General features: G+C 45.1%; 20 protein-coding genes. 14 read left to right on the forward strand and 6 right to left on the reverse strand.

What is annotated here, in order from left to right:
- Positions 1–156 precede the first annotated feature (156 nt).
- The 4 genes from NO989_RS03805 to NO989_RS03820 all read left to right on the forward strand — a co-directional run bounded on the left by NO989_RS03805 (position 157) and on the right by NO989_RS03820 (position 3,394).
- Positions 157–1,134 carry a class 1 fructose-bisphosphatase gene (locus NO989_RS03805; RefSeq protein WP_014947860.1) on the forward strand — a complete coding sequence of 326 codons (978 nt, stop codon included), beginning with the start codon at positions 157–159 and terminating at the stop codon, positions 1,132–1,134.
- 130 nt (positions 1,135–1,264) lie between these two features.
- Entirely contained in the window at positions 1,265–1,795 is a 531-nt protein-coding gene (ppa, locus tag NO989_RS03810; RefSeq protein ID WP_014947861.1) for an inorganic diphosphatase, read from the forward strand.
- A 141-nt stretch (positions 1,796–1,936) separates the two neighbouring features.
- Positions 1,937–2,434 (forward strand): DUF3299 domain-containing protein, encoded by a 498-nt coding sequence (locus NO989_RS03815; protein WP_081099423.1) that lies wholly within the window; start codon positions 1,937–1,939, stop codon positions 2,432–2,434.
- Positions 2,435–2,461: 27 nt separating this feature from the next.
- Positions 2,462–3,394 (forward strand): dihydrodipicolinate synthase family protein, encoded by a 933-nt coding sequence (locus tag NO989_RS03820; RefSeq protein WP_370137848.1) that lies wholly within the window; start codon positions 2,462–2,464, stop codon positions 3,392–3,394.
- Here NO989_RS03820 and NO989_RS03825 read toward each other — a convergent pair.
- Both NO989_RS03825 and NO989_RS03830 read right to left on the reverse strand, forming a co-directional pair.
- Positions 3,391–4,089 carry a 2OG-Fe(II) oxygenase gene (locus NO989_RS03825; protein ID WP_014975360.1) on the reverse strand — a complete coding sequence of 233 codons (699 nt, stop codon included), beginning with the start codon at positions 4,087–4,089 and terminating at the stop codon, positions 3,391–3,393. The two genes, NO989_RS03820 and NO989_RS03825, sit on opposite strands and share 4 nt — an antisense overlap.
- 22 nt (positions 4,090–4,111) lie before the next feature.
- Positions 4,112–4,531: an acyl-CoA thioesterase gene (locus tag NO989_RS03830; RefSeq protein ID WP_370137846.1), complete on the reverse strand. Its 420-nt coding sequence runs from the start codon at positions 4,529–4,531 to the stop codon at positions 4,112–4,114.
- 213 nt (positions 4,532–4,744) lie between these two features.
- Between NO989_RS03830 and NO989_RS03835 the strand changes: the two genes are divergently transcribed.
- From NO989_RS03835 to NO989_RS03845, 3 genes are all read left to right on the forward strand, one after another.
- Positions 4,745–5,221 (forward strand): MarR family winged helix-turn-helix transcriptional regulator, encoded by a 477-nt coding sequence (locus NO989_RS03835; RefSeq protein ID WP_370137845.1) that lies wholly within the window; start codon positions 4,745–4,747, stop codon positions 5,219–5,221.
- 11 nt (positions 5,222–5,232) lie between these two features.
- On the forward strand, positions 5,233–6,468 hold the full coding sequence (locus tag NO989_RS03840) for a S41 family peptidase (protein WP_371342051.1): 1,236 nt from the start codon (positions 5,233–5,235) through the stop codon (positions 6,466–6,468).
- 76 nt (positions 6,469–6,544) lie between these two features.
- Complete coding sequence (locus NO989_RS03845) at positions 6,545–8,047, forward strand: Hsp70 family protein (protein ID WP_371342052.1); 1,503 nt, start codon at positions 6,545–6,547, stop codon at positions 8,045–8,047.
- A 74-nt stretch (positions 8,048–8,121) separates the two neighbouring features.
- Here the strand turns inward: NO989_RS03845 and NO989_RS03850 are convergent, their stop codons facing one another.
- Positions 8,122–8,289 carry a hypothetical protein gene (locus NO989_RS03850; protein WP_012516741.1) on the reverse strand — a complete coding sequence of 56 codons (168 nt, stop codon included), beginning with the start codon at positions 8,287–8,289 and terminating at the stop codon, positions 8,122–8,124.
- Between the two features lie 203 nt (positions 8,290–8,492).
- On the reverse strand, positions 8,493–11,324 hold the full coding sequence (uvrA, locus tag NO989_RS03855; RefSeq protein ID WP_371342053.1) for an excinuclease ABC subunit UvrA: 2,832 nt from the start codon (positions 11,322–11,324) through the stop codon (positions 8,493–8,495).
- A gap of 375 nt (positions 11,325–11,699) precedes the next feature.
- Here uvrA and NO989_RS03860 point away from each other — a divergent pair, with 375 nt between their 5' ends.
- Positions 11,700–13,037, forward strand: coding sequence for an MFS transporter (locus tag NO989_RS03860; RefSeq protein ID WP_014977980.1), 1,338 nt, complete (start codon positions 11,700–11,702; stop codon positions 13,035–13,037).
- A 65-nt stretch (positions 13,038–13,102) separates the two neighbouring features.
- Complete coding sequence (locus tag NO989_RS03865; RefSeq protein ID WP_014977981.1) at positions 13,103–13,687, forward strand: HAD family phosphatase; 585 nt, start codon at positions 13,103–13,105, stop codon at positions 13,685–13,687.
- 74 nt (positions 13,688–13,761) lie between these two features.
- Here NO989_RS03865 and NO989_RS03870 read toward each other — a convergent pair whose 3' ends face one another.
- Positions 13,762–14,376, reverse strand: coding sequence for a hypothetical protein (locus NO989_RS03870; RefSeq protein ID WP_232306440.1), 615 nt, complete (start codon positions 14,374–14,376; stop codon positions 13,762–13,764).
- Positions 14,377–14,608: 232 nt separating this feature from the next.
- Between NO989_RS03870 and NO989_RS03875 the strand changes: the two genes are divergently transcribed.
- On the forward strand, positions 14,609–15,472 hold the full coding sequence (locus NO989_RS03875) for an alpha/beta hydrolase (protein WP_014975369.1): 864 nt from the start codon (positions 14,609–14,611) through the stop codon (positions 15,470–15,472).
- Between the two features lie 411 nt (positions 15,473–15,883).
- On the opposite strand, the gene NO989_RS03880 is transcribed toward NO989_RS03875, so the two are convergent.
- Complete coding sequence (locus NO989_RS03880; protein ID WP_371342054.1) at positions 15,884–16,885, reverse strand: LacI family DNA-binding transcriptional regulator; 1,002 nt, start codon at positions 16,883–16,885, stop codon at positions 15,884–15,886.
- Positions 16,886–17,213: 328 nt separating this feature from the next.
- Here NO989_RS03880 and NO989_RS03885 point away from each other — a divergent pair, with 328 nt between their 5' ends.
- From NO989_RS03885 to NO989_RS03900, 4 genes are all read left to right on the forward strand, one after another.
- Complete coding sequence (locus NO989_RS03885; RefSeq protein ID WP_156085758.1) at positions 17,214–18,233, forward strand: aldose epimerase family protein; 1,020 nt, start codon at positions 17,214–17,216, stop codon at positions 18,231–18,233.
- A 172-nt stretch (positions 18,234–18,405) separates the two neighbouring features.
- Positions 18,406–19,461, forward strand: a complete 1,056-nt coding sequence (locus tag NO989_RS03890) for a UDP-glucose--hexose-1-phosphate uridylyltransferase (RefSeq protein WP_014947878.1) — start codon at positions 18,406–18,408, stop codon at positions 19,459–19,461.
- The gene (gene galK, locus NO989_RS03895) at positions 19,454–20,593 is read left to right on the forward strand and encodes a galactokinase (protein ID WP_014947879.1); all 1,140 of its coding nucleotides are present in this window, start codon (positions 19,454–19,456) and stop codon (positions 20,591–20,593) included. Before NO989_RS03890 ends, galK begins: the two co-directional genes overlap by 8 nt.
- 357 nt (positions 20,594–20,950) lie before the next feature.
- Positions 20,951–22,513: a sodium/sugar symporter gene (locus tag NO989_RS03900; protein ID WP_014975374.1), complete on the forward strand. Its 1,563-nt coding sequence runs from the start codon at positions 20,951–20,953 to the stop codon at positions 22,511–22,513.
- The last annotated feature ends 239 nt before the right edge of the window (positions 22,514–22,752 follow it).

The following is a 22,752-nucleotide window of genomic DNA, read 5'->3' on the forward strand; positions in this document are numbered from 1 at the left end:
GTATGACATTTTACGGGCGTGTTCCACTTACCCAAGAACACGGTTACAATCTAATCACAGGTTTAAAACCTGTGTGTGCTTCAGACAAACGCCGGTAAGGAAAGCTGAGCGACTGGTAGCACAACACCCTACACACGAAAAAAAGGCTTACATTCAATGAAACGTTTAAATTCCCAATTGCAACAAGACGGTGCACCGCTTGAGTTAATTTTACTCATTCGTACACTGCTAGCGGGCTGTAAAGAAATTTCTTTCCGCGTGAGTCAAGGCGCACTTGCTGGCGTGCTCGGTTCAACCCTTTCAGAAAACGTACAGGGCGAAACACAGAAAAAGCTCGACGTTATCTCTAACCACATTTTAAAAGACACGCTAAGGGAATCTGGCTACGTAAAAGCCATTTCGTCTGAAGAAGAAGATGACGTTGTGCCGTGTAATCCAGACGGTAATTACTTAGTAAGCTTCGATCCGCTAGATGGGTCGTCAAACACTGAAATTAACAGCCTAATTGGTACTATTTTCTCTATTACCCATGCGCCTCAGTGGATGAAACCAGATGATCCGTCTGCTTTCTTACAGCCTGGAACGCAGATGGTAGCTGCAGGCTATGTGCTTTACGGTCCGTCTACTATGCTGGCGTTGACGACGGGTCGCGGCACGCACATTTATACGCTTGATAAAACCCACGGTGGTTTCCTGCTTACTCACCCTAATATTCAAGTACCTGAGCAAACGTCAGAGTTTTCGATTAATGCGTCGAACCAGCGTCATTGGGAACCTGCAATGCAGGCATACATTGCCGACCTTCTAGCAGGTAAAGATGGCCCTAGAGGCAAAAACTTTAATATGCGCTGGGTAGCGGCAATGGTGGGTGATATCCATCGTTTGCTTTGTCGCGGTGGCATCTTTATGTATCCATTCGATAACAGAGACCCGTCTAAGCCAGGTAAATTACGCTTACTTTACGAAGCCAACCCGATGGCGTTCTTAATGGAGCAAGCAGGTGGAAAAGCAGAAACTGGCACTGGTCGAATTCTGGAAGTTATGCCTGAAGAAATTCATCAACGTGTACCGTGCATTATCGGCTCTAAAGAAGAAGTTGAGATGTGCTTGAGCTACAACGACAACGCGAAATAGCGAAAAAGCAGCAAAATTTAACGAAAAATAAAGAGATTAGTACGACATGGGTCGTAAAGCGTTTTTATTTTGCTGCTGTCACCGTATACTTAACCCAAAATTTCTTATACATCATTGAAAGGACCAAAGAATGAGCTTAAGTGCTATTTCTGCTGGTAAAAACGTACCAGACGAAGTAAATGTGATCATCGAAATTCCAGCACACGCTGACCCGGTGAAGTACGAAGTAGACAAAGACACAGGTGCACTATTTGTTGACCGTTTCATGGCAACTTGCATGCACTACCCAACTAACTACGGTTACGTGAACAACACGTTGTCTGAAGATGGCGATCCAGTTGACGTTCTAGTAATGACTCCGTTCCCACTACTTGCAGGTTCTGTCATTAAGTGTCGTCCAGTTGGCGTACTAAACATGACTGACGAGTCTGGTAAAGACGCAAAAGTACTAGCGGTACCAGTAGACAAGCTTTCTACTATCTATCGTGACGTTAAAGAAATTGCAGACGTACCTCCGCTTCTTCTTAAGCAAATTGAGCACTTCTTCGAGCACTATAAAGATCTTGAAGAAGGCAAATGGGTGAAGATTGACGGTTGGGCAGACGCTGCCGCTGCAAAAGAAGAAATTACCGCAAGCATCGCGCGTTTCGAAGCAGAATAATTCACGCTGCTTTAAATTGATGATACAAAGGGCTGGTGTAATACCAGCCCTTTTTGTATGTGGCTAAAAAGTGAAGATTGAAAACGACAAGCAAAAGCCGATACAAAAAAGCGAACAAAATACTCAACGATAGAGAGCAGTATGATCCACCATAAATTATCCATGACTTCATTGTTTGCTGTAATAATGATGGTTGTAACTTTCAACGCACAGGCAGATGAAGCACCTGCCAAAGCTCCTGTAGAAGTATATTGGGAAGACCTAGTGCCTGAGGGCTTTAATGAGCTCGCGCCACCTTCAGTTCAACACAATGGCGAGATGAGTCAGCTTCAGCCAGATGCACCCGTTGTCGATACCTTTGATGGTAAACGGGTGAAAATCCCGGGTTTTGTTGTGCCGCTAGAAGGTACGGCAGAGCTAACCACTGAGTTCTTACTTGTTCCATATTTCGGAGCCTGTATTCACGTACCACCGCCGCCGTCTAATCAAATTGTTTACGTAAAATTTGAAGAAGGTGTGCGCATAGATAATATTTACGATGCAATTTGGGTAACCGGCGAACTGTCGACTGACGGTTGGAAAGGCGACATTGCGTCTGTAGGTTACCGTTTGAAAGGCGAAGCCGTAGAAGGGTTTTAAGCATTAAACGTTTAAAAAGGACATCAGGTGTTTACAGGATTATCAGCGTTTCCCATTACTCCATTCAAACAAGAAGCTATTGATTATAAAGCGTTTAAAGGGCTTGTTGATAATTTGGCTTCGGCGAATGTAGATTCAATTTGCGCGATAGGCTCTACTGGGCTGTATCCTTATCTAACGCGAGAGGAAAAGTACGAGGTAGCAAAGCTCGCCGTCGACCACGCAAAAGGCATCCCTGTTATGGCAGGTGTTGGGGCGCTGCGCACCTATGACGTGCTAAAAAACGTTGAAGCTGTGCAGCAAGCAGGTGTTAATGCTGTGCTGTTAGCACCCGTTTCCTATCAAGTGCTTAACGAAGAAGAAGTGTATGGCCTATATGAAGCAGTGAGTCACGAGGTATCTGTGCCTATCTGCGTTTACGAAAATCCTCGTGTGACTAATTTTACCTTCAGCGATGATTTATACCGCCGCATAGGAAAATTACCGAATATCGGAGCGATTAAAATACCCGGCACTCCATTTGCCAAAAGCGCTAGCATGGATATCTCACCCTCTGGAGCAATCAATAGCGAAGGCGCTCGCCGATTAGCATCATTGCGAGAGATAGTGCCTGCACACATTGCAATAGGCGTGAGTGGTGATAGTTTTGGCGCGGCAGGAATGAGTGAAGGTTGTGACCTTTGGCTTTCTGTTATAGGGGGGATATTCCCGCGAACCGTAATGCGCATAATCGACGCCGCTCAGTCTGGTAATGCTGTTGATGCACAGGCTCAGTCACAAGCGTTAAGTGGAATATGGAGCATGTTTGCGCGCAATGGCGGCGGCTTGCGTGTGGTTGCAGCCGCGGCAGAAATTTTGGGCTACTGTGAAACGCCTAGCTTACCTGCACCCTTCTTACCTATCGACAAAAATGAGTACAGCGAGCTAGAGTACATCATCACGAAGTTATCGTTAAGCTAGCCCTGCGTATAAATCTGTTCAGCGCGGTTAAACAGAAGCCAAGACGTTAAAATGTACTTGTCATTACTTTTTGGAATTTGGCCGCGATGCGTGTGAGTAAAATAAGCGGGCGCAATCACCATTCTGCCAGCTTTGGGTTTAACCGCACGGTTTTGGTAGTAAAACTCCGTCTCGCCGCCTTCTTCCACATCGTTTAAGTAGTACATAAACAGCAATACGCGATGCAGTGCATCGTTATGTTGAAGCTGTGGATAGACTTCTGAATGCCAGTACGGGTAGCCACCATTGCCTGCGGTGTAGCGCTGTGCATTTACATCGCCGACCCGAAACAGGTAATTTACCAAATTTGCCAAATTGGGTTTACCCACTTCATCAAAATTTTCACCTGTTACTTTTACCGGTTCACCAGTTTTGGGATGGCGTACGGTCAAGCCAATAGGCCCAACAAGCGCAAAGTAGTACTTTTCAATGTAGGAGACCAGCTGCTGCCCAGTGTGCTGCATCACTTGCTGAAATAAGTCTTTAAATTCCGGGTTGCGACTTATCGATACATCCATGCTGCGCTTTTTATCTAAGTCGACGCCACCACCGGTGCGGCCTTGAGACAAATTAGGGCTGCTTTCAAAGCGTTCCATGAGTTGTTTGCACAGCTCTGGTGGTAACACATCATCAATAACTTCAATTAAATCGCTCATGGATACCTCGTACTGCGCTTTATTACTGATTTGGTACTTCTTTAAAGTGAGATTGTAGTTCTGATTTCACTTTATCCGGGATAGGCGCAGAGCGCTGTGTTTTATAGTCAAAATGTACCATGGTGGTAATGCCTGTTGAGCACAGCTTATCGTCTTGCCATAACTCTTGAAACACGTCGAATGCACTATTGCCTAGCCGGCTAATGTAGGTTTTAACCGTCACAGGTTTGCCATAAAAAATTTGAGCTAAAAAATCGACTTTGTAGCTGGCTAAAATTAGCGGCCAATTTTGTAAGTCTAGCTCAGGGGTAAACATTCTGAAAATAGGCTCTCTGGCTGCTTCAAACCAAGCGACTAATGCTGTGTTACTTACATGCTGTAAGGCATCTGTTTCACAAAAACGTACGTCGAATGACGTAACTAATGGTACTGAATGGCTCATATTTTTTTAGTAGGGTTCATTGTTTATTTAGCTTTCACTCTAGCATTATGCCGCAGCTATTTCAGTCATTTATCAAACAGTAATTGATTCGGTTGGAAAACATTTTTAACACCTAACCAAAACATACATATTCAAAAATAAGTTGATTTATGAAAATTTTTGCGCAAATATTTGCATAAATGAGTTTGAAGAAAAATCACAAGGTGCCTATTTATGATCAGAAGTCCTCAGTTTGGCGCAATACTTTTGCGTGCTAGCGAGCTTATTGCAACTCAAGGCCAAGAGGTATTTGAAGCGCTTAAAATTAGTCTGCCTGCAAATCGTATTTCTCTAGTACTGGCGATTCATACTCAAGGGCCTCTTTCGTCAACTGAGCTAGCAAGTCACATTGGCCTTTCACGTCAACTTATTGAAAGTCGGTTGAAGCAAAGTGTTGCAGATGGCTTTTTTGTTTCTGTGCCAGATGAACGAGACTCGCGAAAGCGTGTGTACGATATTGCGCCTAAAGCAAAGGCCGAGGCAGAGCAGATAGTGACGATAATGCAAGAATTTGAAGACGTATATGATGCCCTTTGGGAAGAGATAGAGGTAAATCTTGAAGCCTCTCTCAAAAGCATGGAGCAGGCGCTAAAAAAACAATCGCTTCTTACGCGCTTAAATGAACAATTTCCTTATCACTCCTATTCATAATAGGGAACATTATGATTTATCGAATTATTTTATTGTTGTCACTACTTCTTCCACTAAGCAGCTGCGCACAAAGCCAGGGTTTCAATACGAAAGAAAGCTGGCAAGCCTTTGTTCAAACTGTTGAAGATAACTACGCCTACTTAGATACGGCACCTACCGACTGGGAAGCTTTAAAAGCGTATTACCAACCCCTTGCAATAAACGCGACAACGCAAGAGGAGTTTGTCGACGTATTGCAGGTGGTGAAGCAGTTTTTTATCGACCCGCATTTTAACGTATCACCGCTAAACGAAACGGACTACAGCGTCACGCCAACGGGGTCTGATATTTGGGTGGAAAAGCAGGGTGATGACTTTGTTATAACACGTATTAAAGCGGGCAGTGCTGCTGCCAATAGCCAGTTAGCCTTAGGTGACGTGATTGTGGGCATTGACGGCGAGTCTACTGAAGTCGCAATACATCGCGTTTTTGGAAACACATCGCTACCGATTACTGACGCACACAAAACGTGGGCGGTTAACGTGGCTTTAGGTGGGCGTCGCAATCAAGAAAGACACATTGAAGTGGCGTCTGATTTTGATGATGCCAAACGCGTGCAATTAGCAGCTAGCTACGCTGCTATTAATCTACTTCGAACAAAAGCTCCTCTGATAGTTAAGCAGAAAGAGGGAATAGGGTACATCCGCTTTAATAATAATCTAGGTAATTTTGAAACCGTTCGTGCGTTCAAAGAAGCCCTTGAGTCACTTGAATCAACACAAGGGTTAGTGATTGACCTGCGCAATACGCCGAGCGGGGGAAACACTGGCGTGGCTGAGCCTATTTTGGGGCACTTTGTAAATGCCAAAACCGCATATCAAGGTTACAAAATTCAAAATGCGGGTAAACCCTACCAAGAAGCAGAGCTACACTTGGCCTATGTTACCCCTTCATTACCTTATTACAGTAAGCCAGTAGTGGTACTCGTTGGTCATTGGACCGGCAGTATGGGAGAAGGTATGGCTATTGGCTTTGATGCCATTGGTGCAAAGGCGGTAATCGGCACACCCATGGCTGATTTGCTTGGCGGGATAAATCAATTTCAACTACCCGATTCGACCATAACTTTAGAGCTGGGTTTTGAACGTCTTTACCATGTGAACGGCTCATATCGAGAGGACTTTGTGCCACAGGCGGTATCTTGGGACGGGCATACAGCCAGTGACTCAGAGTTAAATGCTGCAATAGCTCTATTAAAAGCAATATAGCTCAATTACATACAAAGCTAGAAAGCACTTTCGTATTTACTTACAATCCGCTTCTAACTTTTTGAGCGAACATACTATGACTGCGATTGGGATTGACTACGGTACATCAAATTCTGAGGTTGTGTATTTTGATGGAACGGCCCATCAGCACATCAAACTCGACCCGTTAGATAAGAAGGGCAATAAAATCCGTTCTTCGGTGTTCATCTATTTTGAAGATGAACTGCCGCCGCCTCCTGATGCCATGGTTGAAGCGAAAGTGGCGCAGTTACAGCGCGTTATCAGTGAGCAAATAGATAAGGCGAAGGACGGCTATTATTCGGCAAAAGATCCAAAAGAACAGGCGATGTATAGCGACCGTATCGACTCGCTGCGCGGTGATTTGCACAACAAGCCTGCATTACAGCGCAAAGCTATTGCACAATTGATGCATGCCATGTCGCTAGACGAAATTCCTTTGCTGCGCTTGGTAGAGCACGGTAAGTTTGCGTTTGGTGAAGAGGGGTTTAGGCGCTTTCTTAAAATGCCTGATAAAGGCCGTCTAATTTATTCACCTAAGAACTTTCTAGGCGCCTCGCTAGACGGCGATCAAAAACAAGCGTTCATCGGTATTATTGCTAAGCAGTTGGCGTATTTTAAACAGTGCGCAGAGCAGCAGTTAGGCAAGGTTGTTAATAATGCGGTTATTGGCCGTCCTGTTAAATTTCACGGCACCCGCGGTGAAGAGGGGAACGCGCAGGCCATACAAATTATGACTGAAGCGGCGACGAAAGCCGGATTTACAGGGGTTAATTTCCTAGATGAACCTATCGCCGCGGCGTATAAAATTGAGCAAACCCTACCAAGGGATACCACTACGCTGATTGTAGATATTGGTGGGGGTACCACGGATATTTGCTGTATTAAGCTTTCTCCCGAGCGTTCCAACCAGCTTGATCGCAAAGATGATGTTCTATCGGTAACAGGCAGACGTTTAGGCGGTATGGATTGCGACAAAAGCTTGGTGCTTAAGGCTATTGCCCCAGAAATGGGAATGGGCCTTAAGATGATTAACGGGCTTCCTGTTCCGCCCACGTACTTCTCTGATATGTGTGCGGTTGATAACATTCCTGCTCTTACTCGCTTTTTCTCTGACGATTACGGGTTAGATATTTCTCAAACCATGTCTGTGATTAAAGAGCCTGCCCAACTAGAACGCTTGCTTATCGTTCAAGAGAACAAGTTGTCTGCCCGTGTGGTGAACTCGGCTCGATTAGCCAAAGAATTACTGTCGAGTAAGCAGAATATCACCTTGCCGCTACACTACATCGAAGATGATTTTGATGTGGAGATTTCGCAAGAGTCACTTAAAAAGGCGTTAAAACCGTGGATTGATAAAGTGAAAGCACTAGTGGTGGAATGCTTGGAAAACAGCAGTGAAAAGCCAGAAGTGGTGATGATTACAGGTGGTATGAGTTTATCACCAATCGTCGTTGATGCGCTGTATGAAAACCTGCTTACCGGTTTACCGCGATTAGAGAATGACGCCTTCAACTCGGTGTGCGAAGGATTAGCTATTCAAGCGGCGAAACACGCGTAAAATCGCGCACTTTGTTTAGATAAGAAATGCTAAGCCTTAGCGTAGTAACCCATACTACGCTAAGGCTTTTTTGATCAGTGCTTAAGGATATTGTGTTCTTTTAGATAAATCGCGATGGCCTCAGGCGACTCGAAGGCTTTTAACAGCATTTCTTGTGCGCGTGCTTTTACATCATTGTCTTCTGATGATGACAGTAGGTGATACCATGTTTTCACTAAGGCTAATGGCGGCGTTTGGTTCATTAGTTGTCGCTCCAGCAATTCTTACTGCAAAAATACACAAAAATCATCGTAACGTATGATTTGCCAATACAAGCTCTGACCAGCAAGGAAAAACGTGTAAATAAACGTCAACGAGCACTTCTTACAAGCTGCTGTGTAAATTACACAGCAACAAAATAGAAAACGAGTGCACTTTACGCTAACGGATTTACCTCGTTACCGGCTCAAGCTTGTGTGAGCATGGGTTTCAGGAATCGACCTGTATGTGAAACTTCTTGTTGTGCCACATGCTCAGGTGTTCCTTCTGCAATAATCTGGCCACCTCCGGATCCACCTTCCGGTCCAAGGTCAACAATCCAATCTGCGGTTTTAATCACATCTAGGTTATGCTCAATAACCACAACGGTATTACCGTGATCGCGCAGTCTGTGAAGGACGGCTAATAACTGTTTAATATCGTGGAAGTGCAACCCGGTGGTTGGCTCATCCAAGATATAGAGTGTTTGCCCAGTGTCTCTTTTTGACAACTCTTTCGCCAATTTCACGCGCTGCGCTTCACCACCTGATAAGGTAGTGGCTGCTTGGCCTAGTCGAATATATGACAAGCCCACGTCCATGAGCGTCTGCAATTTACGTGAAATAGCCGGAATAGCATCGAAGAACTCACGGGCATCTTCCACCGTCATTTCCAACACTTCGTGAATGTTCTTATCTTTGTACTTTATCTCAAGGGTTTCACGGTTATAGCGTTTGCCCTGACATACGTCACAAGGCACATATACGTCTGGCAAAAAGTGCATTTCCACTTTAATTACGCCGTCACCCTGACACGCCTCACAGCGACCTCCTTTCACGTTAAAGCTAAAGCGACCAGGCTTGTAACCCCGTGAACGCGACTCTTGAGTGCCGGCGAACATTTCACGAATTGGAGTGAAAATGCCAGCGTAAGTCGCTGGGTTAGAGCGCGGCGTTCTGCCGATAGGGCTTTGGTCAATATCGACCACTTTGTCTAGCTGGTCTAATCCGGTCATCGACTTATGCGGTGCCGGTTCAGACGTGGTCGCCTTGTTCAGCTCACGCTGCGCTATTTTGTAGAAGGTGTCATTAATCAGCGTTGATTTACCCGAGCCCGATACACCGGTTACACAGGTCATTACACCAGTAGGTATCCGTAAATCAACAGACTTCAAGTTGTTGCCGGTAGCGCCTAAAAGCTCTAGCCACTTGTCGTCTTTTACCGGCGTGCGTGTTGCAGGAATATCAATCTTCTCTCTACCAGATAAGTACTTTCCAGTAAGTGAGTGTTCACTGTTTTTGATATCTTCAAGTGACCCTTCGGCGATAATCTCACCACCATGCACACCCGCCCCCGGGCCAATATCTACAATGTAATCGGCTTCGCGAATGGCATCCTCGTCGTGCTCTACAACTAACACTGTGTTACCCAGGTCACGCAAGTGCGTAAGCGTGCCAAGTAAGCGTTCGTTATCCCGTTGATGAAGACCGATAGAGGGCTCATCCAGCACGTACATAACGCCCACTAGGCCTGCGCCGATTTGACTTGCCAGTCGAATGCGCTGAGCTTCACCGCCCGATAGGGTATCGGCGCTGCGCGACATAGAAAGATAGTTAAGACCTACGTTTACCAAGAAGCGCAAGCGGTCCATGATTTCTTTCAAAATCTTCTCGGCTATCTGAGCACGTTGACCTTCAAGTTTCAGTGTCTCGAAGAATCCGTACGCATCCGCAATCGACATGTCAGCAATGGCTGGCAGGTTGGTGTCTTGTATAAATACATTACGTGCTTCAACACGCAGACGCGTGCCGTTACAGCTACTGCAGTGCTGTTGGCTTAAATATTTTGCTAGCTCTTCACGCACCGAGTTTGACTCGGTCTCGCGATAGCGACGCTCCATGTTAGGGATAATGCCCTCAAATGGATGCTTGCGCTCCATTACGTCGCCACGCTCATTTATGTATTTAAACGACAGCGACTTGCCTTTAGACCCGTAAAGCACAATGTCTTGGTGCTTTTCATCGAGCTCTTCAAATGGCGCGGTAAGGCTAAATTTATAATGGTCTGCTACTGCCTGTAGCATTTGAAAATAGTAATAACTGCGCTTGTCCCATCCGCGAATAGCGCCGCCAGACAGACTCAATTCGGTATTGCCGACTACGCGTGCGGGGTCAAAGAACTGTCTTGTGCCTAAGCCGTCACAGGTAGGGCAGGCGCCCGCTGGGTTGTTAAATGAAAACAGGCGCGGCTCTAACTCACTGATGCTGTAACCACAGTGTGGGCAGGCGAAATTAGCAGAAAACACAATTTCTTCTGCGTCTTTATCGTCCATATCAGCCACAACCGCGTTGCCGCCAGCAAGGCTAAGCGCCGTTTCGAATGATTCAGCCAAACGCAGTGCCATATCGTCGCGCACCTTAAAGCGGTCAACCACAACTTCAATGGTGTGCTTCTTGTGCAAATCGAGAGGCGGCGGATCAGATAGGTCACACACTTCACCGTCGATTCGCGCGCGAATAAAGCCCTGAGCAGACAGGTTTTGCAGCGTCTTAACGTGCTCGCCTTTTCGCTCTTTAACAATAGGTGCTAGCAGCATTAACTTACTGCCCTCGGGCATCGCTAACACTTTATCGACCATTTGGCTGACCGTTTGCGCATCTAGCGGCACATCGTGGTCAGGACAGCGTGGCGTACCCACTCGCGCGAACATTAAACGCAGGTAGTCGTATATTTCAGTGATGGTACCCACCGTTGAACGAGGGTTATGTGACGTTGATTTTTGCTCAATGGATATTGCAGGTGACAAACCCTCAATATGATCAACATCGGGTTTTTCCATCATAGAAAGAAACTGACGAGCGTAGGCAGACAAAGATTCAACGTAACGACGCTGACCTTCTGCATAGAGCGTGTCAAATGCAAGAGACGATTTGCCCGAGCCGGAAAGGCCGGTAATCACCACCAGTTTGTCTCGTGGCAGTGTTAAATCGATGTTTTTCAGATTATGGGTGCGAGCACCGCGAATTTCGATTTTATCCATTGAAGCCTAAATGAGAGTTAAAGAATCAGTATGCCATAGGTGTCAAGTAAAGTGATATGACAATCAAGTTATACTGTGAGTGGAGAGAGCAGATCACCTCGCGGAAACAAGCTCACGAACACAACATCCGAACTGCATTGTAAAATGGTGATTTTATCCCCACTTTTAAACCCCTTAAGGTGCGAAAGGGCCAAATCAATCTCATCAGTGAGAAAAGTACCAATTGTATTAATCGAATTTAAGGTAAGTGGGCAATTGTCTATGCGGACTGGTATTATGCTACACTTCGCGGCCTTGTTATTATCGCTGCAGAAACAGGTGTTCTCTGCGCACGATTTTGTTTTTTGATTCTATTTATTGAGGGACACAGACGCTTTGAACGCTTTGGAATTGCGCGCCGCGCTTGCACTCGCCTCCGTTTACGTATTACGCATGATGGGGTTGTTCATGGTTATGCCTGTATTGGCTGTAGCCGCAATGGACTATCCAGATTACTCGCCGCTGTTGGTAGGGCTTGCCGTGGGTGGATATGGCCTAACCCAAGCTGCGCTGCAAATTCCTATGGGTATGATGTCTGACAAATGGGGGCGTAAACCCGTTATTTTGCTAGGGCTTGCTGTATTTGCATTAGGAAGCTTTGTAGCAGCAAACGCCGACAGTATGGCCATGATGATTGTTGGGCGTATTCTCCAGGGCGCAGGGGCTATTGCAGGCGCGATAATGGCGCTAGCTACCGATGTAAGCCGGGAAAGTCAGCGAGCCAAAGTGTTAGCTATTATAGGCATAGCCATTGGCTTTTCATTCTATTTAGCCGTTATTTTAGGGCCTCTTATTGCGAACAGCTACGGGCTTGCGGGTGTGTTTGGTATTACTGGTATTCTGGCCATTCTTTGCATGCCGCTGGTTAAGTGGGTAGTGCCAAACGGTGTGCAGCTGAGCAGTGGCGATACACTCCCACAAAAAGACCAGCTAAAGCGCTTAGTCTTCTCTTCTCAGTTATGGCGTTTAAATATCAGCGTGATGATTCTACACATGATGATAACGCTGTTGTTTGTTCAACTGCCCGTTACGCTACTGAATTTTGATATGACGCTAGACAGTCATTGGACGGTCTACTTACCCGTTTTAGGCGCGTCAATTGTAGGTTTAATTATCATGATGGGAGCAGCAAGAGGCCGTACGCCTAAATCGCTCCTTGTAACCGGCGTTGTATTAATGGGCGGCGCGTTTTTGGCGCTGAGTTTAGAGGACCATAGCTGGTGGTGGGTTACCGCGGCCGTAGTGCTTTTCTTTACCGGCTTTAATTATTTGGAAGCGAATTTCCCTGCATTGGTGTCGAGCATTGCGCCTGCGGGACAAAAAGGAACGGCCATGGGCCTCTACGCCAGTTTTCAATTTTTCGGTGCGTTTTTGGGCGGTGTAATTTCAGGTTTCGTCACCGATATTTGGTCGCAAGAGTTAGCTTATGGCATTGGTGCTGCTAGCACCCTGCTTTGGCTTTTTATTATTCTTGGTGTTAAAGAAGTGAGCCGGGTTAAGCGTGTGATGATGAATGGAGATTTTGATAGTTCAAATGTTTCCAGCATTGAAGCCGAGCTGCTGTTAGTGCCTGGTGTGTTGGAAGTGACATTAAACAGTCAAAATAACGCGGTATACCTGAAAGTTGATCGTGATTTTGATGCGGTAAAAGCGCGAGACGTGTTGTCTGCATAGTTGCTTATTTCATTGCAACCATGAAAGGTTAGCATCACACTATTTTTGAAACGGAAGCGAAGACCATGATTGACCTAAGCAGCTACAAAGCCATTATTTTTGATATGGATGGCACCTTGGTCGATTCAATGGGCGCGCATATTGATGCGTGGCAGCTTACGTGCGATGCGTTTGGTTATCCCTTCGACCGAGACTACCAATACAGTTTAGGTGGTGTTCCTACCTTTGAAACTGTACATCTTATGAATGCAAAGTATGGCAAAAGCCATGATCCAGCAGAGGTTGCTTTATATAAAAAACAGGCGTTTGAAGGGCTAGACCATGTGCCAAGGCTTATCCAAGATACCCTGGACGTGTTTAACCATTATAAGGGAAGCATGCCCATTGCAGTGGGGACAGGTTCAGATAGGCAGCACGCGCAAATGGTGTTAAATGAACACGGCCTGCTAGCCCAATTATCTGCGCTGGTTACTGCCGATGACGTCACTCAAGGTAAACCTCACCCTGAAACCTTTGTGCGTGCGGCAGAATTAATGGGTGTAGCACCACAGCATTGTGTGGTGTTTGAAGATACCGACATGGGACGAAAAGCGGCGGTTGACGGCGGCATGGCGTGCTTTATGGTCGATAATACGCGGCTTATCTACTGAATCTTACCCTGATTGAAAATTCGAGCTTAGGGCTTACGCGCACTCAATCGCGTTCACTATATAGTTTCTTAGGCTTATACCGCCTCTAGTTCGCTTAGCGCATTTCCGCAGTTGTGTAACAGTGAAGACTTTATACGTTTGGTGGCATCATCAATGGCGGTTTTCATTGCATCGATAGCAATCTGATTGCTCTCTTTTTCACTGACACTGGCGTTCACATTCATGCTTTGCCCTCTGAAGGTGGTGGCGGGTGAATACTCATCGGCATAGTCAGGTTTGTACTTAACATTGAGCACCACGGTGGCAACCATATTACTTCCTAAGCTTTTTATAAACGCGCGGTTTAGTACTACTTTCACGCTGTTGGCTGCTTCAATATCTGGGCTGACATTCATCGCTTCTAAACTTTGCTGTAACAGTGAATAGAGCGTGTCTTCTGTTACATTACTGCTTCCAACGAGCAAGTCTTTACTCGACCGTATGTCGATTAGTTCTGCCAAGTTAATTGGACAAGCTTTCGCTTTAGACATGGTTAGCTGATAGTCTTTTCTCTGCGACGCAGGAATTAATGATGAGTCAAGCTCGGGTGGCGTAGACTCGCAGGCAATAAGCAAGGGTAGGGCACAGCAGGCAACAATAAGCCGAGCTGGTGATGTAGCGTAAGACATGGAAAATGTTCTACTTTTCATTAAATTATTTTTGTTTTATGCAGATAAATTATGCAAGTAATATTGTCTTTAGTATAAGAAAGTTTGTATCGCTAAGAAACAGAACAACTGTTGCAAACTGTTACAGCTTGTTTAGCATAGGTGTGGGACTGTTGATTTTGCTGAGCGAGTTTTTGATCAGCGACACAACCATTACACCTATGTAACCTGAATAAAAATTTCGCCATAACCATTCAACACGGACAGTTCTTTAATGATGAGCTTAAAAAACGCGGTAATCAGTGTAGTTGCAAGTGTGTCACTTATTGGGTGCGCAATTAACGTGTCCCCTTCGGCCTTCTTTTATCAAGATACTCAGCAAAAGCCCCTTGATACTACGAAGCTACACGCGGCTATTCAAAAAGACAAAACCTCAGCGGGCATAACCCGTGTTGAAGTTAAAAATGAAGCTGGGTTAACTTTGAGAGGCGTTGCTGTTTCTTACCCTGACCCTATTGTTAACATTGTTTTCTTTGCAGACAATCGTATGCCTGTAAGCGAAAACAACAGCGTTATTCATAGACTGGGTAAGTTGCCCGCTAATATATTGTGGCTCGATTATCAGGGAGTAGGAGCCAGTGATAAAGCGAAGGACTTAAGTATTAACGCTATTAAACAAGATGCGTTAACCCAGTTTGACTATGTAGAAAGTGCGTTTGACGCCTCAATTCCCACTATCGTTCACGGCCGAGGTATAGGCAGCTATTTCGCAAGCTATGTTGCTGCAAATAGAAAGATAGACGCTTTAGTCTTAGACGGCGCTTTCAATAACATCTCTGATTTAATTGCCAACATGGTGCCAGGCTTCTCTAATTCATTCACAAACATGAAGCTTCACGATGAAGTTCATAGTATGCAAATAGCCCCAATCTTGCGTCACTATGAAGGACCACTATGGCTGGTGGTGGGTGAGGAAGACAAAATAACGCCTTACCCGATTAGTCAGCAGCTATTAGAAGATGCATCAAGTAGCGAAAAGTATATTTCGGTCATTCCTGGTGCGACGCACAACGCAACGCTAAAAAGTGACTATGCCATACAAGAGTACAAACAGTTTTTAGCAAGATTCACTCAGTAATAGAAACCTTACTCGTTGTGGATAAGTAGTGGAAAACCTTGTTGGTAAGTCTGTTAATAGCCATATAGAACAACAGATCACGATCTTTTCATTACTTTCTGGTCGGATCACGAAATGTCAGTTAAATCAAGCGCTGTAGAGCAACTGTGCTCGATCTTAATCTTTTTTGATCGTAAAGCTGTGCAGGATCAGGCAATTTTGCTCTTTGGGGATAAAAGTTCGAGGCAAAACGATCAAGCGGGTATTTTTGTCAATAGTTTGGTGTCATGAAATTTTTAGAATACAGTTGCTCAACTATACATCGAATTACGATTAATCATCCATCAAACTGGCTTGTAAGTGATTAAATAAAATACCCGCCATAGGCGGGTATTTTTTTGGTCTATTAATTTCTGAAAGGAAAGCGAACAGCTAAACCCTAACCATTGAATCTCGTTTTACTACTGTAGGAGTATATTTAAAGGTAAGCCCATCTTCTGGTTTGCTTCCCGATGCATACTTTAACGCTAGCTCTGCCGCTTTTGCTGCCATCATTTCTACTGGATAACGCAGAGTCGTTAATTTAGGACGACAGTACTTTGCTAACAGCACATCATCGTACCCCATCACAGAAACTTGTTCTGGAACTGAAATACCATGGTCCTGCAGCATGGTCATAGCACCAGATGCCATAGCATCGTTATATGCCAAAACAGCAGTGAATTTTGCACCAGTAGCAAGCAAGTTTTGCATTGCCAGTTCACCACCTTCCTGATCGGGCGTAGCATATTCAATCATGCTTTCAGGCAAGCTTAAATTCGCATTGTTAACTGCGTTTCTAATCCCTTCGAGGCGATGATTAGGATCGTCTATGCGATACTGACTGCTTATCACCGCGACATGTTCATGGCCTTGGTTGATGGCATATTCCGCCATAAGGCGACCACCGGTTACGTTATCAAGCCACACACAACGATTTGCTATCTCTGGTATATAGCGGTTAATTAATACAAAGCCTGGAACTTGGCTTGCAAAACCGATCAGGGTCTCGTCATCCAGTGCTTTGCTGTGCACTACCATGGCTTCTACTCGATGCTCTAGCAGTGTTTCAATAGCGCGAAGTTCAGTCTCTTTTTCAATAGAGCCGGCACTTAATAAAATTTGAACGTTATTTTTACGGGTAATGGATTCCACACCGTGGGCTAACATAGCGAAAAATGGGTCGTGGAGCTCAGCAATGACAACGCCTAAAGATGCGCTACGTTTGGTTACAAGTGCCCGCGCATTAGCGTTGGGACGATAACCCATTTCTTCCATGATTTTTTTGACACGCTTGCGAGTATCATTGCCCACTTTAGGACCATTATTAATAACTCTTGATACGGTCGCTAATGAAACGCCAGCGGCTTGGGCGATATCTTTTATTGTTGCCATTTTCTTTCAAACTTCGTTTTATTGCGTGGAGTGTCGATTGACCTGATTGCCATAGCGTACATTATATTTACAAAAAAAGATAAAATTCTAACGCTTAGCTTAAGGTGTCTTTCACGGGGCTGAGATGCATTAGAGAGATAAAGAGCGTTAGATTACCTAAGTGGTTTTACCTTCTATGATTGTTAATCAAACCGCTGTAAAAAAGAATGGAAAACGTATAACCTCCTAGACATTCTGAAAGATTGCATTATTCATTAATGTATAAAAAATGTGTGGTAGGTTGGAACGCGTCAGTTTACTAAGCACGTCTTAAGGTAAAAATTTTGTTATGAAAATAAATGTATCTGCATTTGGTGAAGTAGAAGGCGAAGTCATAAACGCCTTTACGTTAACTAACGACAACGGCATGTCAGTTACCTTGCTTAACTACGGTGGAATTATTAAAGAAATTCACTTCCCAAATGCAGAAGGTGAATCGGTAAGTTGTGTCCAAACTTTCGAGACTCTACAAGACTATATAGATGACCCGAGCTATCGCGGTGCGATCGTAGGACGCTACGCAAACCGAATTGGACATGGCTCGTTTGCGTTAAATGGAACAGAGTACACCTTAGATAAAAATGGCGGTGAACATAATCTACACGGCGGTCTAGCCGGGTTTCATAAGAAGGTTTGGGCGGCAAGCGTCCAAGAGACGACAGACAGTGTGGCTGTAACATTTACCTTAACTAGTCCCGATGGGGAAGGTGGCTTTCCCGGTACTGTTAATGTAGAGGCATGCTATTCCCTTGATCAAAACAATGAGTTATCTCTTGTGATCACCGCAAACACAGACAAAGAAACCCCGCTTAGTTTCACGCAGCATGCTTACTTCACGTTGAGCAACGACCCGCAAGTGGGTAATACATTGCTACATATAGATGCTGACAAAGTCACGGACGCAGATAGCACCTTGCTGCCAACTGGAAAACTGGTCGAAGTTGCCAATACTCCCTTTGATTTCACGAAACCTACAGCAATAAAAGAAAGGGCAGAGCAATCTAATTCCCATCCATTATTTGATAGGGTGGGAGGCTACGACCACAACTATGTACTCCGTGATACGCCTGAGCATACCCCACAAGCAACCGTAAAGGCACTTGATACTGGTATTGCTATGTCGTTATTTACTAACTTGCCGGGTTTGCAGTTTTATACTGGCGGGTTGAAAACCGACGATCAGCTTGGTGCCTTGTGCTTAGAACCACAGCATTTCCCGGATGCACCCAATAAGCCCGAGTTTCCAAACTGTTTCGTAAAAGCCGGGGAAACCTTCAAAGCAAGTATGCGATACAAGTTCAGCGCATAGAAATCGTTATGTAGTGACAAAAGAAAATTATTTGTTATCAATTTAACAATTAATTTTCTTTGTTACGCAATTGATAAACGTAGAAGCTTGCTATATCATTATCAGGGTAAACGTTTAACCCTATTTGATGTTGCGCATTAGAGCGTAGCAGGCTAATTCAGAGAGAGTGATTATGGGAACCCCTTTCGACCCTACCAACGATCCACATCGCCGTTACAACCCTTTGTTGGGTGAGTGGGTGTTAGTGTCGCCTCACAGAGCGAAGCGCCCTTGGCAGGGAGCCTCAGAAGAGCCAAACAACGAACAAAAGCCATCTTACGACTCTACGTGTTATTTATGTCCAACAAACACCCGCGTGAATGGTGAAGTTAACCCTGATTACAAAGGTACGTTTGTTTTTCAAAACGATTTTGCTGCCCTTAAGCAAGATACAGAACAAGCCAGTGAGAAAAAGGGGCTGTTTCAGTTCGAAACTGAGCAAGGCTGCAGTCGTGTTATTTGTTTTTCCCCTGATCACAGCAAAACGTTACCTGAGCTTTCCGATGAAGAACGCGTAGACGTAGTCAACACGTGGAAAGCACAAACCGCTGAACTTGGTGAAACCTATCGCTGGGTACAAGTTTTTGAAAACAAAGGCTCAATGATGGGGTGTTCAAATCCTCACCCTCATGGTCAAGTATGGGCGCAGCAGCATGTGCCTACCGACCCAGCGAAAAAAGTCGTGCAGCTACAGCAATACTTTGGTGATAACGGCACGCCTATGCTGTTGGACTATGCCGAACAAGAAGTAGCGAAGCAAGAGCGAGTCGTGTGTCAAAATGATGATTGGGTTGTAGTTGTACCATACTGGGCCGCTTGGCCTTTTGAGACGCTACTGTTACCCAGATTTGACGTGCAATCTATGCACATGCTCTCGGATTCTCAGTCGCTATCTCTTGCTAAGATCATTGGCGAAATTACAGCGAAGTACGACAACTTATTTGAAACGTCTTTCCCATACTCTATGGGATGGCACAGTGCCCCATTTGATAGTGAAGCGCACCCTGAATGGACGCTACATGCGCATTTCTTCCCACCACTTCTGCGCTCAGCAAGTGTACGCAAGTTTATGGTTGGGTACGAAATGATGGCAGAGGCACAGCGAGATTTGACCCCTGAACAAGCGGCAGACAGATTAAAAGCACTATCCACAGTGCACTATAAGAAACGTGAGAATGCGAATGGATAATCAAGTACTTTCTTCTAATTTTGAAACGCATTACGGCGAGGCGCCAGCGTTAATCGCACATGCGCCGGGTCGAGTGAACATTATTGGTGAGCACACCGATTATAACGAAGGGTTCGTATTTCCGGCTGCAATCAACTTTGGAACGTGGGTTGCGGCAACAAAGCGCGCAGATAACGACATCGTGGTTACCGCGATGGACTACGAAAATCAGCAAAACCAGTTCTCGTTGTCAGACATTAACTATGACGAAGAACAAGGGTGGGCAAACTATGTTCGCGGCGTAGTGAAAGTACTTAAAGAGGCCATTCCAGATTTTGGCGGCGCTAACTTATTGGTTACGGGCAATGTGCCACAAGGCGCTGGGTTAAGCTCTTCGGCATCTTTTGAAGTGGCTATATTAAAAGCGTTAAGCGCGCTGTATGAGTTGCCCCTCGATGGCGTACAGGCTGCACTGTTAGGGCAGAAAGCCGAGAATACGTTCGTAGGCTGCTCATGCGGAATTATGGATCAGTTAATCTCTGCTATGGGTAATGAAGGCATGGCAATGCTGCTTGATTGCCAGTCGCTAGCCATTGAGCATTCACCACTACCAGACTCGCATCAAATCGTTATCATCAATTCGAATGTTAAACGTGGTTTGGTTGACAGTGAATACAACTTGCGTCGTCAGCAGTGTGAACAAGGCGCGTCGTTATTGGGTGTGTCATCGTTACGCGAAGCAACTATGGAAATGTTAGAAGGCGCTAAAGCACATATGCCAGAGGTGGTTTATCGCCGCGCGAAGCATATTGTTACCGAAAACGCTAGAACACTGGCAGCAAGCCAAGCCTTAAAAGCTGGCGACATCGAAACGGTTAGTGAAGCCATGGCGCAATCTCACATCTCCATGCGTGATGACTTTGAAATTACCGTTCGCCCAATCGATTACTTGGTTGAGATCATTGGTGAAGTGCTGGGTAAATCGGGTGGTGTTCGCATGACTGGCGGTGGATTCGGCGGCTGCGTAGTGGCCCTTGTACCTACCGACAAAGTTGAAGCGGTGAAGCAAGTCGTGGCCGACAAGTACTCTGATGAAACAGGGTACAGTGCTGATATTTATGTGTGTACGGCTACACAGGGCGCGTTCGCCTAATTATCGATTTAAATACAGCCTTTATGCACAAACCTCTCCCCTTTCTAAACAATCCTATTCTTTAGAATTGTTTGTGTCCCTTAAGCCGCATCCATTGGTTGCGGCTTTTTTTTTACAAAAAGTGCACATTTCTAGTTAAAAAAAGTAAACAAAGTGTGATACTAATACTACCCGCAATAACGCGATAAGTTTAACGGTGAGTTTTTCACCCATTTATGATTTATTGTGCTTTGCGAAACGCGTTTTAATAACGTGACACTGGTGTGGCAACAACCAATATAATAATAAAAACAATTTTTCACCTGTGTACCCTGCATAACAATCGCCGCACCCAAAATAAGAACTTTGGGAAAAACTATGAAATTAGCATCAATAGATATCACGTTGTTCGTGGTATACGTCGTCGCGCTTGTCGGAATTGCGTGGTGGGTTTCTCGCGAAAAGCAGGGTCATCAAAAAGATACAAATGATTACTTTCTAGCGGGCTCAAGCTTGCCATGGTGGGCAATTGGCGCATCACTCATCGCTGCCAATATCTCTGCCGAACAAATCATCGGCATGTCGGGGTCAGGTTACCAGTTGGGGCTTGCCATTGCGTCTTATGAGTGGATGGCCGCCATTACGCTGCTTATTGTCGGCAAGTTCTTCTTACCTATCTTTCTTAAGCATAAAATTTACACCATGCCTCAATTTCTTGAGCAGCGATATGATCATCGCGTTCGCAAGGTAATGGCAATATTCTGGCTAGGTGTTTATGTTTTTGTAAACCTAACTGCTGTGCTGTGGTTAGGTGCATTGGCCATCAATACCATCGCGGGTGTTGATATGGTTTACGGCATGATGTTCTTAGGCCTTTTCTCGTTAACCTATTCACTTTACGGCGGCTTGAAAGCGGTAGCACTCACCGACATTATTCAAGTCGTGTTGTTGGTTATTGGTGGCTTGTTCCTGTCGTATACGGCGTTAAACCTAATCAGCGACGGCAATGGTGCCATCCAAGGTTTTGTTGACCTTACTAACAAGCTCCCTGAGAAATTCGACATGATATTGTCAGAAGACAACCCGCACTATATGGACTTGCCGGGCATTTCTGTATTGATTGGCGGTATGTGGATCATGAACCTATCGTATTGGGGCTTTAACCAGTACATCATTCAGCGCACGTTGGCGGCAAAGAGCGTTCAAGAAGCGCAAAAAGGTATTGCGTTTGCGGCTTTCCTAAAACTGCTAATGCCGCTAATTGTGGTATTGCCAGGGATTGCAGCAGTGCTAATTGTGCCAGACTTAGCTAAACCGGACCAAGCATACCCAAGCCTAATGACGCTGATGCCTGTTGGCCTTAAAGGTATTATCTTCGCAGCCTTGGTGGCGGCGATTGTGTCCTCGCTAGCGTCGATGACAAATAGCGTTTCTACTATTTTTACCATGGACCTTTATAAAGATAAGCGTCCAAACGAGTCGCAGCAGCATTATGTGAAAGTGGGTCGTATCGTTAGCTTGGTCGCGCTAATCATTGCTATGGTGGTGGCCAAGCCGCTGTTGGGTAATTTCGATCAAGCATTCCAGTATATCCAGGAATTCACGGGCTTCTTTACACCAGGTATCTGCGCATTGTTCGTTTTAGGTATGTTCTGGAAGAAAACCACAGCAAACGGTGGTCTGTTGGCCGCATTAGGCTCATTTGTTTTAAGCATTGTATTTAGACAATTCTGGCCTGAACTGCCGTTTATTGACCGTGTTGGTCTTGTGTTCCTGCTTTGTGTCGCTTTAGCTGTGGTTGTCTCTTTGCTAGAGAAAAAAGGTGTCAGTGAAAACGCTGTCGACCTAAACGAAGTGCAGTTCAAAACCACAAGCGGATTTAATGTAGCATCTATCGCTGTAGTTATCCTTACAGCAGCGTTTTACATTACGTGGTGGTAGCAGACAAGGAAGGGCGTTTTTAATCGCAACGCCCTTGCTAAAATTAGCTAAAAACAACGCGAAAGTTCAGAAGACGCTGACAATAAATTTTGTTAAGTTCTAGAACGTGTTGCAGTTAGTAACGTAAACCTGTGGTGAAAAACTTCAATTTTCCCTCATAAAATACGGTATACTAACCGGCTAATATTCGATGAACTTTCGCGCTTGCTGATGTCTTACTAAGAAGAGTTATACAGCAA

This window comes from Alteromonas sp. DY56-G5 (genome assembly GCF_041414725.1).
Lineage (GTDB): Bacteria > Pseudomonadota > Gammaproteobacteria > Enterobacterales > Alteromonadaceae > Alteromonas > Alteromonas macleodii.